The sequence below is a fragment of the Psychrobacter sp. CX14 genome, assembly GCF_057396205.2.
Map to the genome: position 1 here is coordinate 2,186,908 of NZ_CM183187.1, position 18,951 is coordinate 2,205,858.

Annotated in this window: 12 protein-coding genes; 11 read left to right on the forward strand and 1 reads right to left on the reverse strand. The window is 41.2% G+C overall.

The window, feature by feature from the left end; translation table 11 throughout:
* Window positions 1-206: 206 nt before the first annotated feature.
* The 9 genes from AC2SLO_RS08600 to yfaE all read left to right on the forward strand — a co-directional run bounded on the left by AC2SLO_RS08600 (window position 207) and on the right by yfaE (window position 13,992).
* On the forward strand, window positions 207-1,496 hold the full coding sequence (locus tag AC2SLO_RS08600; protein ID WP_486540322.1) for an outer membrane protein assembly factor BamD: 1,290 nt from the start codon (window positions 207-209) through the stop codon (window positions 1,494-1,496).
* 226 nt (window positions 1,497-1,722) lie between these two features.
* Entirely contained in the window at window positions 1,723-3,969 is a 2,247-nt protein-coding gene (dnaG, locus tag AC2SLO_RS08605) for a DNA primase (protein ID WP_486540324.1), read from the forward strand.
* 343 nt (window positions 3,970-4,312) lie between these two features.
* The gene (gene rpoD, locus AC2SLO_RS08610; RefSeq protein ID WP_486540326.1) at window positions 4,313-6,187 is read left to right on the forward strand and encodes an RNA polymerase sigma factor RpoD; all 1,875 of its coding nucleotides are present in this window, start codon (window positions 4,313-4,315) and stop codon (window positions 6,185-6,187) included.
* Between the two features lie 215 nt (window positions 6,188-6,402).
* Window positions 6,403-6,744, forward strand: coding sequence for a YbeD family protein (locus AC2SLO_RS08615; protein ID WP_486540328.1), 342 nt, complete (start codon window positions 6,403-6,405; stop codon window positions 6,742-6,744).
* A gap of 580 nt (window positions 6,745-7,324) precedes the next feature.
* Window positions 7,325-9,601: a class 1a ribonucleoside-diphosphate reductase subunit alpha gene (gene nrdA / locus AC2SLO_RS08620; RefSeq protein WP_486540330.1), complete on the forward strand. Its 2,277-nt coding sequence runs from the start codon at window positions 7,325-7,327 to the stop codon at window positions 9,599-9,601.
* 401 nt (window positions 9,602-10,002) lie between these two features.
* Window positions 10,003-11,439, forward strand: coding sequence for a P-loop ATPase, Sll1717 family (locus tag AC2SLO_RS08625; RefSeq protein WP_486540331.1), 1,437 nt, complete (start codon window positions 10,003-10,005; stop codon window positions 11,437-11,439).
* 245 nt (window positions 11,440-11,684) lie between these two features.
* Window positions 11,685-11,969, forward strand: a complete 285-nt coding sequence (locus AC2SLO_RS08630) for a YciI family protein (protein ID WP_486540332.1) — start codon at window positions 11,685-11,687, stop codon at window positions 11,967-11,969.
* Between the two features lie 416 nt (window positions 11,970-12,385).
* A complete protein-coding gene (nrdB, locus tag AC2SLO_RS08635; RefSeq protein WP_486540334.1) occupies window positions 12,386-13,519 on the forward strand; it encodes a class Ia ribonucleoside-diphosphate reductase subunit beta in 1,134 nt (377 codons plus the stop codon).
* Between the two features lie 215 nt (window positions 13,520-13,734).
* Window positions 13,735-13,992 (forward strand): class I ribonucleotide reductase maintenance protein YfaE, encoded by a 258-nt coding sequence (yfaE, locus tag AC2SLO_RS08640; RefSeq protein ID WP_486540336.1) that lies wholly within the window; start codon window positions 13,735-13,737, stop codon window positions 13,990-13,992.
* A 132-nt stretch (window positions 13,993-14,124) separates the two neighbouring features.
* Here the strand turns inward: yfaE and AC2SLO_RS08645 are convergent, their stop codons facing one another.
* Window positions 14,125-15,462: a S1C family serine protease gene (locus AC2SLO_RS08645; protein WP_486540338.1), complete on the reverse strand. Its 1,338-nt coding sequence runs from the start codon at window positions 15,460-15,462 to the stop codon at window positions 14,125-14,127.
* 491 nt (window positions 15,463-15,953) lie between these two features.
* Between AC2SLO_RS08645 and AC2SLO_RS08650 the strand changes: the two genes are divergently transcribed.
* Window positions 15,954-16,706: a Nif3-like dinuclear metal center hexameric protein gene (locus AC2SLO_RS08650; RefSeq protein ID WP_486540626.1), complete on the forward strand. Its 753-nt coding sequence runs from the start codon at window positions 15,954-15,956 to the stop codon at window positions 16,704-16,706.
* A gap of 932 nt (window positions 16,707-17,638) precedes the next feature.
* Window positions 17,639-18,871, forward strand: coding sequence for a transglycosylase SLT domain-containing protein (locus AC2SLO_RS08655; protein ID WP_486540340.1), 1,233 nt, complete (start codon window positions 17,639-17,641; stop codon window positions 18,869-18,871).
* The last annotated feature ends 80 nt before the right edge of the window (window positions 18,872-18,951 follow it).

Here is an 18,951-nt window from a genome sequence, read left to right on the forward strand (position 1 = left end):
GACATTAGGTTATTCCGTTGTAAAACCCGATTGATTTACCATCTATCGCCCAGTAGCAAACTGTTTTAAGATAGGGTAAGTTAACACAACCAAGCTAATACCTTTTCTCGCTTGACGGTATGACATAATATCTTCTATGCCAAAATTATAGCGGTATGCTACACTAGTGCCATTAATATTGACCATCCTATTCTGCGGAGATTTCCATGCAGCGTGCTTCGAACTCTTTATTTACTGCATTTACCAAACCCAAGTCCGAACAATCGAATAATACTATGAATAAATTAACCATGGCCGTGCTAACCGCTGGCATATTTAGCTTAACAGGCTGTCAGACCATTAAAAATCTAACTGGCGATGGTGAAGACGCTATTATTACCGCAGAAAAAACCGATGCAGAATATTATGCTGACGCGGTTCGCTCAATGGAAAAAGAGCGCTATATCTATGCCTCTGAGCAGTTATCTGAGCTTCGCACTTTCTACCCAACCGGTGAGTATGCAGAACAAGCGTTGCTTGACCTTATGTACACTCAGTTTAAGAGTAAAGAATACGAATTAGCCGCTGCCAGTGCAGAGCAATTTATTAAGCTATATCCGCGTAATATCCAAGTAGATTATGCGTATTATGTGCGCGGCGTTGCCAATATGCAGGCCGGTCACAGTGCTTTGATAAACATTGCCCGTCTTGAGCAGGCTCATCGTGATACCTCTTATTTGCGCCTTGCCTTTAGTAACTTCCAAGAGTTGTTAAGCCGTTATCCTGATAGCCGTTATGCACCAGATGCGGCGCAGCGTATGAACTATATCTATAACCAGTTTGCAGAAAGTGAGCTTGCTGCAGCGCGTTGGTATATCAAGCGTGAAGCCTATGTTGCTTCTGCTAACCGTGCACGATGGGTTTTCCAGTATTATCCACTTAGCCCGCAAATCCCAGAAGCAATTGCCATTCTTGCTTATAGTAATGAGCAGTTGGGCTTAACTGACCTAGCCAAAGAATATAAAACCTTATTGCAAATCAACTACCCAGATTGGTTAAACAATAATGGACAAGTGAAGCTAAACATCAACCGTAAGAGCAGCATCATAAATATGCTGACCTTTGGTAAGCTTGGCCGTTCGAATAAGGATAACCGTAATGAGTCAACTGCCGTTCTGCCTGAGCAATATCAAGGTGAGACCAGACAGCAGGTTATTCAGCAAGCAACACAATTACAGCTACCTAATGATAATACAACGGCCATAACTCAAGATAGCTTACCCGCCCTACCGCAAACGCGTCGCGGCATTAATGTGGGTCTTGGTCTTCCAGATGATCCAGGTGCACAGCCAACAGGCTCTCGCCCTCAGCGCAGAATTACTAGCCCAAGTGAGATGTACCCTGATGATGTTGAGCCACCACGCGCAGAGCCAGAAACGGATCTAAGTAATATTCGTGTGGTTAGACCGACAGCTGAAAATATCAGACGCCCTGTTGAACAAGAGACTGCCGAGTAGCATTCGCAAGCGCTCAAACCGCTTTACTTTTGTGCAGCAGTCCGCATTGATATAGTATCGTTATTGATTGAATCCATCTATTTAGCGACTTTAGATAGAGGGTTTAAATAGCCTCTATATCTATGCATCAACAGGCGACGTGCTTATTATCGTGACAAACCACTTTATACTTATGTAAAGTGGTTTGTCTGTCTTAAGCTTTCTTATTTATTATAATTAGTATCCTATGAGTATTCCCAGCCATATTCTCGATCAACTCAATAGCCAAGCAGACTTGGTGGGAATAATTGGTAAACACACGACTCTAAAAAAGGCGGGACGAGAGTTTAAGGGTAATTGCCCGTTTCATGGCGAAAAGACCCCCTCTTTTTATGTTAATCCGCAAAAGAACGTCTACAACTGCTTTGGTTGTGGCGTGTCTGGTAATGCTATCAGCTTTTTAAAAGATTATGAAAACCAAACCTTTATGGAAGCGGTGAGAGAGCTGTCGCGCCAAACCGGTATCGAGATACCCAAAGAAGACAATCGTAAAGTTCAATATAAGCGCTCTACTCCTGCCTCTAATACAAACTCATCTAACAATAGAAACAGCAATAACAGAAGCAACAACTCCGATAGCCGCCAAAACCCTAATAATCAAAATAGTAGCAATCAAAGCAGTAATCATCAAAATAATGCTCAAAACAGTGCTCAAAACCCTGCGACGACCAATCAGCCTACGCAGACAGCTAATGGTACGGTAACAGATAATAGCAACGTAGGCACTTCATCGTCTCCATTGGGTATGCCTAATGGACCTGTTCTCGATACAGGTTATTACAATGATGCTGATATGGGCAGTTACTACGAGTCAGAGAGCTATTTCGGTAATGATGGTACACCGCCTGTATGGGATGATGGTTTTACTGCCGCAGATGGCGCAGTCCCTTTTGTTTCAGATAACGCATCAAATAACGCTCAAGCACAGTCGCAAGAAGGCAACTTATACGAGCTGCTCATTAGCATCGGCGAATTTTATCAGCGTAACTTGCATAATAATACTCAAGCAATGGCGTATTTTAAAGAGCGCGGATTAACTGACGCCACCATTAATGAGTTTATGCTGGGCTATGCGCCGGCAGGTTGGCAGCATTTGGAGCAAGCCTTTCCGCAAGATATCGAGGGTTTAAGAGCCTTAGGCTTAGTACGTAAATCCGAAAAAGGCCGCGATTATGACTTGCTACGTGATCGGGTTATTTTCCCAATCCGTGACAATCAAGGTCGTATTATCGGCTTTGCAGGACGTGCACTCGACAATGAGGTGAAACCTAAATACATTAACTCAAGCGACTCGCCTGTCTTCCATAAGCAGCACGTACTATATGGCTACTTTGAGTCTCGCCAGCACCGCGCCAACGATTGGGTCGTGGTGGAAGGCTATATGGACGTTATCGCCTTATACCAAGCCGGTATTTATGGGGCAGTCGCGTCCATGGGCACCTCCATTAACGAAACCCAAATTGCACGTCTACTACAAATGAACCCGACTCTCACCTTATGTTTTGATGGTGACAGCGCTGGTCAAAAGGCAGCATGGCGTACCCTAGAAGTTGCGCTACCGGTATTAAGTGATGACAAAGAGCTGCGCTTTTTGACCTTACCAGGTGGTCATGACCCCGATACCTATATTGCGATGCAAGGCGTTGATGCGATGCGTGAGCAAATCAAACGTGCCATGCCATTATCGCAATATATCTTTGCCTATTTAAGTGAGCGTTATGATTTAAGTGTCGCTGAAGGCAAGGCTAAATTGATGTCACAAGTGCGTCAATTGACCAATAACCTGCCCAAAGGGTCAAGCTTTAAGTATCTGTTAAACAACGATATTTATCAGAAGCTTGGCGGGCGTAAAAATCAAAAGAATTCGGCGCATGATGTGCTGTTAGATTTTGATAGCGACATGACCATTGGGCGTCAGCTTGAGCTGTGCCTACTGTTTTCACCAAACTTATTAACAGAAGACCCCGTTGAGCGCTTATGGCAAGTGTCAGGTGTGGCCGATATTCCAATACCGCCAAAGCTGCAGCAAGAAATTAATCAAAAGCGTCTGAATGTACCGACCTTGCCGAGCTGGGATGATTTTAATAGCCCAAGCTTAACGGCTTTGACTCGAACCATTATCAGCTTATCGCCCCATTTACCAAAAGATACCAATGCGGCAGCGCATTTTATTTTGGCCAATCTGCCGAGACAGCAGCAACAAATACTGGCTCAACGTTGGCGGCCTTTTTGGTCAAATTTAGATCAGCGCGGTATTATCGATGTCGATGAACTGGTCGATGACTTACTTATACAGCTGATGTTTCAAGCTTTGTCGAAACAAATCGCCGATACCAAAGATTTAAATATGATGACCTATTTGAATAGGCAACGCCAAACCTTGTCTATGTGGCAAAAAAAGCATCAAGCAGAGCAATCGGCAAAAATTGGCTAGTTACCTGACACGCTTTATCGTTATTAAACACTCATTAATCAATTTAAGCTTTAAAAAAACCTGCACGCCCCCATACATTAATTAACGATGGGTAGTTCTTAGTGAGTTATTTGACACACCAATGGGACGAATAACCGAACGGTGTTTGCGGTGCTGTTTTTTATATTATGTTATAATGTCAGCCTACTCCTTTATATATTCAGCCTTGATGAGCGACTTGTGACGTAGCGCGCAATTTAAAAGAGACGTTTAAAATAATAAGACGACTGACTAACAAGATCACAATCAAGGCCACTCCCTCACTCTACCTTTAACCCACATCTTCTATTGCAAGCGAGATATTATGACCGATAAGGCAGCCTCTCAATCTACCTCTCAACTAGCCACACTTATCCAGATGGGTAAAGAGCAAGGCTATTTGACTTATGCTGAGGTGAATGACCAACTTCCCGCCTCTATTACTGAAAGTGACCAAATTGAAGACATCGTACAGATGTTAACCGACGTTGGCATCAAGATCTTCGAGACAGCCCCTGACGCTGATGATATCTTGATGAATGACGAATCCGGCGATGATGAAATGGCGACTGATGAGGCCGCTGCTGTACTTGCTGCAGTGGAAACTGAGCCCGGTCGCACCACTGACCCTGTGCGTATGTATATGCGTGAAATGGGTACCGTTGACCTATTGACCCGTGAAGGCGAGATTGTTATCGCTAAACGTATCGAAGAAGGTATCCGTGACGTACAACATGCGATGGCTTACTGGCCAGGTACGGTTCAGTTTATTCTGGATGAATACGACCTTGTTGAGGCAGGCGAGAAAAAGCTTTCTGATGTAATTACGGGTTTCTTAGACCCAGAAGAGCTTGAGCAGGCTGAGGAAGAAGAAGAGAAAGTTCCAGTTATCACCACTAAGTCGAAAGCCAAAGACATCGACGACGATGATGATGATGACGAAGATGAAGACACTGATGACGAAGAAGAAGCAGAAGAGACTGTCGGTCTAGACCCTGAAATCGTTCGCCAACGTGTCGAAGAAATTCGCGAATTATTTGCCACTGCTAAACAAGCACTGGACGAATATGGCCGCGGTAGTCCACAAGCAGAAGAAGCCTATGCTCAATTGGCTGAACGCTTTATGCTATTAAAGCTAAACAACCGTATGTCAGATAACGTAATGGCGATTATGCATGACGTGTATGACGACGTGCGTAAGCAAGAACGTCAAATCATGCGTTTAGTGATTCGCCGTGGTAAGATGCCTCGTGCTGAGTTCCGTAAGACCTTCCCAAGTAATGAGACCAATGTTGATTGGTTAAGCGATCGTCTTAAAGGTAACCCGAAATTTGCCGACAGTTTAGCCAAAGTCGTTGATGACGTTGTAGTACTACAGCGCCGTATCCGTGACCATGAAGACAAGCTTGGTATGGAAATTACCGAGATGAAAGAAGTGGCTCGCCGTATGGCCATCGGTGAAGCAAAAGCCCGCCGTGCGAAGAAAGAAATGGTAGAAGCTAACTTACGTCTGGTTATTTCTATCGCTAAGAAATATACCAACCGTGGTCTACAGTTCCTAGATTTGATTCAAGAAGGTAACATTGGTCTGATGAAAGCGGTGGATAAATTTGAATATCGCCGTGGTTATAAGTTCTCGACCTATGCGACATGGTGGATTCGTCAGGCAATTACCCGCTCTATCGCTGACCAAGCGCGTACTATTCGTATCCCTGTACATATGATTGAAACGATTAACAAAATTAACCGTGTTTCACGTCAATTATTGCAAGAGATGGGCCGCGAGCCTACGCCTGAGGAATTAGGCGAACGTTTAGAGATGGATGAGGTAAAAGTTCGCAAGGTATTAAAAATTGCGAAAGAGCCTATTTCAATGGAAACCCCAATCGGTGATGATGAAGATTCGCATCTAGGTGACTTCATTGAAGACCAAACCATCTCAAGCCCTGTTGAAGATGCAACCTCAGCCGGTCTACAAGAAGCGACTCGTGATGTACTAGGTAACCTTACTGAACGTGAAGCGAAAGTACTGCGTATGCGCTTCGGTATCGATATGCCAACTGATCACACGCTAGAAGAAGTTGGTAAACAGTTTGATGTGACTCGTGAGCGTATTCGTCAGATTGAGGCAAAAGCATTACGTAAGCTGCGCCACCCTTCTCGCTCTGAGCACCTACGCTCGTTCTTAGAAAATGACTAGTTTTTAAGTAACGTACTCACTTTTAAGTAACGTACTAAAAATGTAGGTTGAATCAAAAAAGCTGAGATATTCTCAGCTTTTTTGTGTTTGAGGGTTTTGGATCATGTAGAGCAAGGTTAGCTTAGCACCCCACTACTGCCTCTTGAGAAATTCGATAATACCCTCATATAGTACTCATACGAAAGACTGTTTAATAAAATATAAATGGAGACATTATGTCTGACAAAAACATTGATTTAAGCCGTGAATTAACCTTACGCACTGACCCATTAGCCAAAAAAACAGATATCCAAAACCCTGATCTTTGGGCATTTCCAATGGATTATCCAATGAGCATTATTGGTCACGAAGGTGAGCACGATACCCTATTAAATGAAGTGAAAATGATTTTGGGTACTCAATTCCCAGATTTTGATCATGAAACGATTCAGGTCAAAAAATCAAGCACTGGCCGTTTTAGCTCATTACGCGTAAAACTGTACTTTACCGAAGCTGAGCAAGTAAACAAGCTATATGCAGCACTTGATAAAGCGCCTACCGTGCGTACTGTGGTGTAATCATCCACTTCAAGTCATCCCTCCTAACCCGTGAGTGATGCAAAACATATCTTAGGTTCAATAATTAGAGTCGCTAACGCGGCTCTTTTTTTATGTGCAAAATATCTTAAATCAGAAAATAGACATCAAAATCTAAACGTTCTGTAATTCCAGTTAGATAAATTAACACCTCAAAGATCAGCCGACTTAGTCCTATTAGTTTGATAGATTAGAAGACAACTAAACGAATGTTTGTTGTTGAACGCGGTGTTCACAAAACTCTGAAAATATTTTTTGACGCTAAAAAAAGTGCATTTTTTACTTGACATAACCGCTACACGGCAGCGCTTCAACGGTTGCAGATTTGCAAATATTTTCGGTGTCTGATTATTCACTATGAATCGTGAAGTTGAACCCCTTTAGAGTGATTTGTCAAGATAGTAAAATTTCTTTTTTTCCTTTATATTGTGTCTATCATATAAAAACTACCCCATATATAGTGTCTGTCTGATTTGATAGACACAACGCTGTATGGAGTGTTCTCATTTAATTCTACGAGCGTTTCATCCTATTAGCCTGCAATAAAATAACGGAGACAGCAATGACACATATGGATAATATTCAAGTAATGAAACGAGATGGCCGATTAGAGCCAATCGATTTAGACAAAATCCATAAAGTGATAACTTGGGCCGCAAAAGGTCTGGATAATGTCTCTGTTTCTCAAGTTGAGCTTAAGTCTCATATTCAGTTTTATGACGGTATCAAAACCCGTGATATTCACGAGACCATCATCAAAGCCGCTGCCGATTTAATCAGTGAAGAAACCCCAGATTATCAATATCTTGCGGCACGTTTGGCCATCTTCCATTTACGTAAAATTGCCTATAATCAGTTTGAGCCACCACATTTATATGACCATGTAAGCAAGCTGACCGAAGCTGGTAAATATGACCAACACATTTTGCAAGATTATTCTCGTGAAGAGTTTGATGAATTAAACGACTACATCGACCACTGGCGTGATATGAACCTTGCTTATGCAGCTGCTGAGCAAATGGCCGGTAAATACTTAGTTCAAGACCGTGTGACCAAGACCGTTTATGAAAGCCCGCAGTTCCTGTATGTGCTAGTCGGTATGTGTCTGTTTGCCTCATACGATAAGTCTGAGCGTATGCACTATGTGAAGCGCTTCTATGACGCAGCATCTACCTTCAAGATCTCATTACCAACGCCAATCATGTCAGGCGTGCGTACCCCATCGCGTCAGTTTAGCTCATGCGTATTGATTGAATGTGGTGACAGCTTAGACTCAATTAACGCCACTACTAGCGCTATCGTACGCTATGTGTCACAGCGTGCCGGCATTGGCATCAACGCCGGTAACATCCGTGCGCTAGGCAGCCCTATCCGCGGCGGTGAAGCACAGCATACCGGTTGTATCCCATTCTACAAACTATTCCAAACTGCCGTTAAATGCTGCTCGCAAGGCGGCGTACGTGGTGGTGCAGCAACCTTATTCTATCCATTATGGCACTTAGAAGTTGAGTCGTTATTGGTGCTTAAAAACAACCGCGGCGTAGAAGACAACCGTGTGCGTCACATGGACTACGGTGTGCAAATCAACCGTACTCTATACACTCGCTTGATTAAAGGTCAAGACATCGCTCTATTCTCACCATCAGATGTGCCTGGCTTATATGAAGCATTCTTTGCGGATCAAGACAAATTCGAAGAGCTGTATGTTAAATACGAGCAAGACGAGAGCATTCGTAAACGTCATGTACCAGCGACAGAATTATTCAGCTTAATGATGCAAGAGCGTGCCAGCACTGGTCGTATCTATATCCAAAACGTTGACCATTGCAACACCCACAGCCCTTTTGATGCTACGGTTGCGCCTATCCGTCAGTCCAACTTATGTATGGAGATTGCACTGCCAACTAAGCCACTGGATAACATCAATGATGAAAAAGGCGAAATTGCCCTCTGTACGCTATCGGCAATTAACTTGGGTGAAGTCGAAAACTTAGACGATATGGAAGAGCCTGCCGAGCTTATTGTTCGTGCGCTTGACGCCCTACTTGATTACCAAGACTATCCGGTTAAAGCCGCTGAAAATGGCAGTATGCGTCGCCGTACGCTAGGTGTGGGCGTGATTAACTATGCTTATTACTTAGCCAAAAATGGTACTCGTTACTCTGACGGCTCGGCCCTTGGCCTGACGCATCAGACGTTTGAAGCGCTACAGTATTATTTACTAAAAGCGTCTAACAAACTGGCGAAAGAAAAAGGCGCTTGCCCTGCTTTTAATGAGACCACCTACTCGCAAGGTATTCTGCCAATTGATACCTATAAAGCGGACTTAGATAAAGTGTGCAATGAGCCATTGAGGCTTGACTGGGAAGCGTTACGTAGCGAGATTAAAGAGCACGGTTTACGTAACTCTACGCTGACAGCATTAATGCCTTCTGAAACTTCGAGTCAGATTGCTAATGCTACTAACGGCATTGAGCCACCACGCGGCTTGGTATCGGTTAAGGCGTCTAAAGATGGTATCTTAAAGCAGGTTGTGCCTGATATCTTGAACCTCAAAGGTCAGTACGAATTATTGTGGCAAATGCCTGACAACAATGGCTACTTGCAGTTAGTTGCGGTAATGCAGAAGTTCATTGACCAAAGTATCTCTGCTAACACCAACTACGATCCTACCCGCTATGAGGGCAGCCGTGTACCGATGAAAGTGTTGTTAAAAGATTTACTAACAGCATATAAGCTCGGCGTTAAGACTCTTTATTATCACAACACTCGTGATGGTGCTAACGATGCTCAAGCCGATATTGATGATGGCTGTGCGAGTGGTGCATGTAAGTTGTAGGAACTCACATTCGTTTTGAAGTCTCCCTTTATTAAAGGGAGATTTAGAGGGATTTTCTCTTGAAGAGGTTATAGCGAGTCTTAGATATGTAAGATTAGCCTTGATATCGGAGCATTTTAAACAGGGAGAATTATGCGAGTCACAGGTAGTCTATTTTTAATGACTATGTCCGTGCCTCGTCCCTCGGCGAAGAGCAGGTTTTATTCGTAGGATTAGTTTTTAAAAGAATTATAGCGTGGGTGTGAAGTAGTGAAACCTACGAAATAGGTAAAATACTATGCTTTTGATACAACACATTGATTGAACATCCAATATCGTGGATTATTACTCACACTCCTATACTATTATTTTTTTAAAACTATTAAGTTGAATTACGTGATGTTTTTACAATGGAGGTCTTAATGTCAAATAGGAAAAGGGATGCGTTTTCTGAAGTTGCAAAATGGAAAATTGATGCAAACCTTGAAGATAACGTTAGGTACTTTTATAAAACCTTAGATGTAGATATGCTACTTAATGGAGAGAAATCTTATGTCATAGGTAGGAAAGGTACTGGTAAAACAGCAATTGCTAATTATCTTAAATCACATGTTTCATATAACTACTTTGTTAAGGGAATATCATTGAAGCACTTTCCCTTTAATGAATTATATTCATTTAAAGATGATAATTATAGCTCTCCGAATCAGTATATTACTATATGGAAGTATGTTATATACATAGAAGTTTTATATTTAATGCAAAAGAATCAATCTTTAAATCCAGAGTTCTTAAATAAGCTTAATACTATTCTACCTAAAAAACCTGTTAATACACTATCCAGAAGAATAAAAAACTTAACCTCTAAAGAATTTAATTTAAATATTAAGTTGATTAAGTTTTCATATGGTTCATCTGAAAATGAAAGTGAGTTATCTTGGATCGAAAAAGTCACTTTCTTAGAAGATTTAATTTTTGAGAATATTGATAGAAATAACTACTTTATAATTTTTGATGAGCTTGATGAAGATTATAGCTTTCAATCAGTAATGAGTTCAGATGGTGAATATAGAAACCTAATATCAGGACTATTTAAAGCTGTCCAACACATTAAATCATTGTCTTTTGAATATAAACTAAAAATAAATCCAGTAATTTTCTTAAGAGATGATATATACGATTTGATTCAAGATCCTGATAAAAATAAATGGAGTGATTTGGTAGTAAATCTAAGATGGACTAAATATACTATTCAACCACTAATAGCTCATAGATTATCGAGAGCAATAGATCCACATGCTAATACAATTAATTTTGGTAAATCGTGGTATTACTTTTTTTCTGATAAGAGTGTGTCTTACGGAGTTGACCGAAGCAAGAAAAAAACTATATATGACTGGATATCTAATGAAACATTACTAAGACCCAGAGACTTTATAAAATATATACAGTTATGTTCAAAAAAAGTTTATGAATCTAATCATAATGAAATTAACGTCAATACTGTAACTACTCAGGATTTGCTTTATTCGTCATATTTTAGACGCGAACTTATAGACGAAGTTCATAGTATACTGCCAGAAATTGATGAAGTATTAAATATTTTCTCTAAAATAGGTAAGGCTCACCTCAATATCGAAGAGTTTAAGACCTACTATGAAACCTCATTTAGTGAAGATTATATAGGAAATCATGACTATAGATTTATTTTAAATATTCTGTTTAACTTCAGCATAATTGGAAATCATATTACTAATGATAAGATTATTTATCGATATAAGAACCCGGAATCTAATCTAAGCTTTGATAAGGCAATAGTACTACACAGAGGTTTGCATAAGTCTTTACAATTATTTTAGCCAGCGTAGGGTGGGTTAGCGAAGCGTAACCCATCAACTTTGACATAAGAACTCAGACCCAAATTATCTATCAAACTCACATAATATATCGCTACCTACCCAATCAATATTATAGCAAAGTTAGCGATTGTAAGGTGCGCCCAGCGCACCACTAAAATAGGAACCCGTAAATTAAATTTGTTAATTGGGTTGATAATGTTGTTTAACTAAAGCTCAGTGATTATTCAAGACACAAGGAAGTTCAAATGTTCATTATAAATATAACCTATAAAACCGAACTCGAAAATATTGAACGATTTCTTGATAAGCATATTGAATTCCTAAATGAACAATATAAGTTGGGCAATTTTTTAGCATCTGGGGCAAAAGTCCCACGCACGGGAGGAATTATCCTATCGGATATAAAATCAAAATCTGAACTAGAATCAATTATTGAAAAAGACCCATTTAAGATAAACAAACTAGCAGATTATGAACTGGTTGAATTTATACCTAGTAAAACGTGTGACAAGTTAAAATTCTTAATGTAATAAAAAAAGAACCGTAGCGTGGGTGCAACACAGTGAAACCCACGGATTGAATATCTCTTATCGTGGTCTATGCCCTACCCTGATATATCAATAAATCTCAATAGTCGGCGTGTGATGCGGTTTAGCCCCGATTGAAACGGATATACTTGGTGAAGCATGGCGTTGCAGGTGCTTAGACAGTGGCGTTATCGTAGCGCAGGAACGACACTGGCTATTAGCACCTGCCGCCGTGCTAGCCAAGATAGTAGTGAAAAGCGGGATTAGCTACTAATCCTCAAATAAATACTTTTAAAACAAACGTTTAATTAGTCATAGAATATTGAAAATAATGAAAAACAAACCAGTTAAATGTTCATAATATAAGCCATACTTAATGAAATACACCCACATTAATTTAATGTTATAAAGGTAACGCCATGACCTACTCAATCTTTTGCCAAACCAATAATGATGCCCTCAAAGAACCGATGTTTTTTGGTCAGCCTGTTAATGTGGCGCGTTATGACCAACAAAAACACCCTATTTTTGAACAGTTAATCGAAAAACAATTGTCATTTTTCTGGCGTCCAGAAGAAGTAGATGTTTCCAAAGACCGTATTGACTACGGTAACTTATCTACACATGAACAGCATATTTTTATCAGCAACTTAAAGTATCAGACCCTACTCGACTCTATCCAAGGTCGTAGCCCAAACGTAGTGCTATTGCCTCTAGTGTCTATTCCTGAGCTTGAGACATGGATTGAGACATGGTCATTCTCTGAGACCATTCACTCACGCAGCTATACCCATATTATCCGTAATATCGTTAACGACCCTGCGGTTGTGTTCGATGACATTATGAAAAACGAGCATATTTTGCAGCGCGCTTCAGATATCGCGCTGTACTACGATGAGCTATATCAGCACTCACAGCTATACAGCCTATTTGGTGAAGGCACGCATGTCGTCAATGGTGAAGAAAAATACGTGGATCTTAAAAAGCTTAAGAAACAGCTTTATCTGTGCTTGATGGCGGTCAACGTATTAGAAGCGATTCGTTTCTATGTGTCATTTGCCTGCTCATTTGCCTTTGCTGAGCGTAAGCTTATGGAAGGTAATGCTAAAATTATTAAGCTAATCGCCCGTGATGAAGCGCTACACTTAACTAGCACCCAGCACATGTTAAACATCATGGCATCAGGTAAAGACGATCCGGAAATGGCGGAAGTCGCTCGCGAATGTTATGACGAAAGTATCGAGATTTTCCGTAAAGCAGCCGAACAAGAAAAAGAATGGGCCGGCTATCTGTTTAAAGATGGTTCGATGATTGGACTTAACAAAGATATTCTGTGTCAATATGTAGAATATATAACCAACCTACGTATGGAAGCGGTCGGCCTACCGGCAATCTTTCCAGACTCTAAAAGTAATCCGATTCCATGGATTAATACATGGCTGTCATCAGATAACGTTCAGGTCGCACCGCAAGAGACAGAAATCAGCTCTTACTTAGTCGGTCAGATTGACTCTGACTTATCAGACAGTGATTTTGATGACTTCGAGCTGTAAGATTTAGACGATACACTGTGAATAATCAGCATAACTTTTAAATGGTTGTTTGAGCGATGACCTTTTAACGCGTGTTCACAAAATATTGTTAATTAAGAATGCGTACGGTTATTGGTTAGGATAACGTACGCATTTTTACTTAGGCTATTTTATATTTGTATATCGAACCGATTCGAGTCGATTATAAATGGTAATGAGGAATCGTTAGGAATCATATGACTTGGGTTTTTACAGGCAAAACACGCTTTTACTTACACGATGATGAGACCTTGCTTGATGGCCTGCTGCGTACTGGCCATGATGTCAATTTTCAGTGCCGTGAAGGTTATTGCGGAAGTTGCCGAGTTACCTTAACCGCCGCATCCCGCCCTATCAATTATGCCGAGCCGCCACTGGCGATGATAGAGAAAAACGAGATACTGCCCTGCTGTTGTCAGGTGCAGGGTATGATTCATCTAAAAGACGTTCATTGAATGGATAACATCTTATTTTCTAAGAATGAGCGTAACGACATAAAAAAAGCCTGCTATCTAATGGATAGCGGGCTTTTTATTAGTGATTTAAACATCACTCTAATCAAGCGGGTTTAAACCTCTTAGATTTAACTACTGCGTTGGATCAGGACGTGCACCATTTTCGAACAGTTCAATCAACTCTTCACGAAGCTGCGCACGCTGCTCTTCGCTAAGCGGACTAGCGTCATCTTGCTCTTCTTCGAGATATAGCTCGGCATCATCTGGCATTTGCGGCGGTGCAATCGGCAACTCTGGTGGCTGCTGTAAATCACTTTGGGTTGGACGCTCTGCCAAAGTAATATTGATGTTCATATTTTTAGAGTTACGTAGTACCTGAGTCGATAGTACCGTATTTGGCATTTTACGAGCCACATATTGAATCAAACTATTGGCATCAGTCATCTCTATACCATCAATCGATAGAATGATATCACCACGCTGTAGGCCACTGCTCGCTGCAGGACTGCCGTCAATAATATTTAGTACTTCAACGCCAGTACTGCTGTTTAGCTGAGTCGGATCACGTAATTGCGATTGAACCTCAATACCTAGCCAGCCGCGGCTTACTTTACCATCGGTAATAATGGCGTTCATCACTTGCTCAACCAGTGCAGTTGGAATCGCAAAGCCGATACCCATCGACCCGCCAGAGCGTGAGAAGATAGCGGTATTGATACCCACCAGCTCGCCTCTAGCATCGACCAAAGCACCACCTGAGTTACCAGGGTTAATTGCCGCATCGGTTTGGATGAAGTCTTCAAAGGTGTTGATACCCAAACCAGTACGACCAGTGGCTGAGATAATACCTTGCGTTACAGTCTGACCGACACCAAATGGGTTACCAATGGCCAGCGCTACATCACCGACTTCAATAGGTACTTCTCTAAAGGCTAATGGCTCAAGACCATTCATATCTACCTTAATGACTGCCAAATCGCTGTCAGGATCGGTACCAACCACTTTCGCCACCGCTTTACGCCCATCATTTAAAGCGACAACAATCTCATCTGCCTTGGCAATCACATGCGCGTTGGTCACGATATAGCCGTCTTTGGATACAATTACACCAGAGCCCAAGTTGGTCTCAGAACCTGCCTGCGGGACTTGACCATGAAACTCATAAAAACGACGTAAAATCGGGTCATTCATATAAGGGTTTTGAGTAATGGTCTGAGTGGTATAAATATTGACCACCGAACGTGATGCCTTAGCGACTGCATCATGATAAGATCTGACTGGCTCTGGTCTGTCTAAATCTCTATCCGAATTTAACGGAATTGAGGTCGTCTCACTACGCGGCGGCTGCCAAGTGCTTTGTTGGCTAGTTTTTTGGTCGATATAAACCAAAATAAAGGCCGCCAACACAGCAAGTAACAATAGCCATGGTAGGATTCTCCAGATGATGTTCGACTTTGAAGATGCGGACATGTCACTCCTCGATATTCTTAATATTATACGGCTACTGACACAGTCACTATTCAAGTAACGCTAACAATATATTAGCGTCGGCAATGAGGTTAGGTGTGCAAGCGTTATAAGGGTTAATGATGTGATTATACCATTACCAAAATTAGCGTGGCTAGCAAGACTCTGATAGACATTATTAAGGTCTCTGCGACAACCTATCAACGCACTATCAGGCGCGTCACTTTCTGGCAGTATTGTTTCAGCTTCTTTAGTCTAACATTAGTTCACTACTAACTGGTAAACCCCTCAAAGAATTTGCACTATATATTGTTAAGTTAATGTTACTTGGTGCAGATGAATTGTGGTCAAATTTGAACGAATAGCTAAAGGACCAATATAATTTCACACAGGTTACGTATTTAAATTGCCTATTGTTTGGACCTATAGGTATCATCGGGCATCTACTATTAACCTTAAATGATAAAGCAGAATGACTTATGAGTACCTCTGAAATGACTCCGATTGAATTAGAAAAATGGTGTAATAATTATCTTAAAGCAGACGAGTTTAAAGACTACTGCCCTAATGGCTTACAAGTTGATGCTAATACACCTATTAAGAAGATTGTCACTGGTGTCACTGCCACACAAAACTTAATTGATGCAGCTATTAATGAGCAGGCCGATGCTATCTTGGTTCATCATGGCTACTTTTGGAAAGGTGAACCGCAGCCTTTGACTGGTATGAAGGGCAAGCGTATTCGCAGCCTATTTCAAAACAACATCTCACTACTGGCCTATCATTTGCCATTAGATGCCCACCCAGCCATTGGTAACAATGCGGTGCTAGCACAAGAGCTGGGGCTGAAAATCACAGGCGCTTTATATCCTGAAGAGAGGCATCCTGTGGGTAATATTGCCGAATGCGCGCCAACTTCGATTGATGTCTTTATTAATAAAGTCGCTAAGACATTATCCCGCGTGCCCACTCATATCAGCGCAGGTAATGAGCAGATTACCAAAGTAGGCATTTGTACTGGCGGTGCACAAGACATGATTGAGCAAGCGGCAAATATGGGCTGTCAGCTATATATATCAGGTGAGATATCAGAGCGTACCACGCACAGCGCGCGCGAGCTTGGTATTGATTATCTCGCATGTGGCCACCATGCTACTGAAATGGGCGGCATCAAGGCTTTAGGTCAACTGATTAAAGACACTCATGGCCTTGAAGTTACCTTTGTTAATGACCCCAATCCTGCGTAAACGTTTTATTGAATTATTAAAGAATTGCGAGTCACTAACTACCCACAATTGTGCATTATTTTTAAGTATAATAGCGCCAATATTGTGGGGAGTTAACAAAAAGTATGGGCAACTGTTCAGTTTTCATATTGAAATTGGTTAAACAAACCCCCATATATATACTCATAGCAAAATTTATGCCTATGTACTATCAGGTTTATTTTGCTTTGCAATGAACTGCCAAATTTTACAAACCATCGCAAGTGCGGGTTTTGTTTGGGGTTATTATAGTTAATACATCAATTTTGTTGGTATGGCCTATAGCGGTTTTTATAACGTTATGGGCTGTACTCTCGTTGTGTAATATTAATGCTGATAAATCCAAACATTGTCTAATATCAAGTACTACTTATTAATCGGTAGTTTTGATATAAAAAGATATTTGAGTGATATCAAAGACAAAAGTGGCGTGAAGGTATCGATGCATTGTTTAGAGATTCTACGCAATAGCTATTGCGATTAATTGATAGCAATAACCGATATGGCTTAAGTTTATTTTGATAGTAACCTTGATAGTAATGTGGATGAGATTGTCTCTAATACCTCTACTATTAAGTTAGTACTTTCAATGGTCTAACTTCACTGCTTTTAACCCGTCTGCTAGCAACATACTGAGTTTGGCTTGATTTTAACAAGGCTGCGGTAAGGCAGATGATATACCGCTGCCTTTGTGTTGCTCCTAAAATCAAGCTAAATAAAGACTGTACGCTGCACATGGATACATTCTGTGTGCTTGGCTTAGTATTGCCCTATCGCGCTTTGCGTAATCGATAGGTCAAAATAAGCCCGACAAGCGTAGAGAGGTGTTGCTCATATCTGTGGCTTAAAGAGATACTACTGCAATGGTGCAGGAGCCTCTACACGATATGGATGGTTGGACGAAGGAGACATCCATGCAACGCATGACCTATTGGTTAACACGTAAGAACACTAAGGCATCAACACCTCAAAAAGCTCTAAAATTATCTAATACATTCAAAAGCATTCGCCGCTTTTTACCTACCTCACCAGTACCTAGACTCGATCTAAATCAAATCCCTGCGAACAAGCGGTTCGCAAAGACTAAAATGCTGGTACAAGTCTCTAGCATTGCGCTACTGTCGTTGCCTGCCAAAAGCATAACAACGACTATGTATAATACTGATTCGATGGCATATGACAACGTCATGACCAGTAATACATTGACGATGGCGTCTGTTAAAGGGGATAGCACTTTCTTTTCAACGGATGGTTTTCAACATGGTTTTGGTTACGATATCGCTCGTATGTATGCTCATGAACTAGGCGTACAAATCGAAGTTAAAAGCTTTGATACTGATGCTGAAGCGCTAAGAGCTGTGAATGAAGGTAATGCTGATATGGCATTGACCACAGCCAGTACTCAAATGACTGAAACGGCCGGCTTAGCGGCACTTAATATTAGCTGCGGCTTTGATCAGACATTACTAGAAAATGGTTTACATCCAAAGACCAATTGGACGTTTAGAAATAGCCAAGACCCACTAGCGGTTAATGCCAGTCACTTTTTATGTGATAATGAGCAATTGGTTAATACTGCCAAAATTGCGAACTTTTATGATCAAAACCTATTAAAAGATGATTATAATCGTGAGCATTTTGAAAAGGCATTGAGCACTAACTTGCCAAGCTATAAATCATCGTTCCAAGAACAAGCCACTAACTACGACCATGATTGGCAGTTATTGGTTGCAATGGGTTATCAAGAATCACACCTTGATGCCAATGCGGTTTCGCCAACGGGCGTACGTGGTCTGATGATGTTGACCAATAATACTGCTAAGGCGATGGGTGTATCAGATCGTGTTGACCCTTATCAAAGTATCGGTGGTGGTGCACGTTACCTAGAACAGATGAAAGCTGCATTTAGTGACGTGCCAAATCCAGATAGATTATGGTTCGCACTGGCCTCTTATAACATGGGCCCAAATGCCGTTAAGAAAATTCAGAAAAAAGTAGCTGCAGCGGGTGACAATCCAAATAGCTGGTCTAATGTGTATGCTTATATGTCAGATCATGCCGGCAGTAACTCACGCTATGTACAGTGTATGCACTACGTGACTAATATTCGTAGTTACTTAGAGTCGTTAAAGACAAGTACTACCTAGTTCATAAGGCATTAACTGGCGGGCTTGGTTGATAGACATTCATTACTTCCCTACTCTATTTACTGCTTTACAGTCTCTCC

What these genes read in the sequence shown, in the direction of transcription:
- rpoD (WP_486540326.1), top strand. Translation starts at nt 4,313, where the DNA reads ATGACCGATAAGGCAGCCTCTCAATCTACCTCTCAACTAGCCACACTT.
- nrdB (WP_486540334.1), top strand. Translation starts at nt 12,386, where the DNA reads ATGACCTACTCAATCTTTTGCCAAACCAATAATGATGCCCTCAAAGAA.
- AC2SLO_RS08630 (WP_486540332.1), top strand. Translation starts at nt 11,685, where the DNA reads ATGTTCATTATAAATATAACCTATAAAACCGAACTCGAAAATATTGAA.
- yfaE (WP_486540336.1), top strand. Translation starts at nt 13,735, where the DNA reads ATGACTTGGGTTTTTACAGGCAAAACACGCTTTTACTTACACGATGAT.
- AC2SLO_RS08625 (WP_486540331.1), top strand. Translation starts at nt 10,003, where the DNA reads ATGTCAAATAGGAAAAGGGATGCGTTTTCTGAAGTTGCAAAATGGAAA.
- AC2SLO_RS08655 (WP_486540340.1), top strand. Translation starts at nt 17,639, where the DNA reads ATGCAACGCATGACCTATTGGTTAACACGTAAGAACACTAAGGCATCA.
- nrdA (WP_486540330.1), top strand. Translation starts at nt 7,325, where the DNA reads ATGACACATATGGATAATATTCAAGTAATGAAACGAGATGGCCGATTA.
- dnaG (WP_486540324.1), top strand. Translation starts at nt 1,723, where the DNA reads ATGAGTATTCCCAGCCATATTCTCGATCAACTCAATAGCCAAGCAGAC.
- AC2SLO_RS08600 (WP_486540322.1), top strand. Translation starts at nt 207, where the DNA reads ATGCAGCGTGCTTCGAACTCTTTATTTACTGCATTTACCAAACCCAAG.
- AC2SLO_RS08615 (WP_486540328.1), top strand. Translation starts at nt 6,403, where the DNA reads ATGTCTGACAAAAACATTGATTTAAGCCGTGAATTAACCTTACGCACT.
- AC2SLO_RS08645 (WP_486540338.1), bottom strand. Translation starts at nt 15,462, where the DNA reads ATGTCCGCATCTTCAAAGTCGAACATCATCTGGAGAATCCTACCATGG.
- AC2SLO_RS08650 (WP_486540626.1), top strand. Translation starts at nt 15,954, where the DNA reads ATGACTCCGATTGAATTAGAAAAATGGTGTAATAATTATCTTAAAGCA.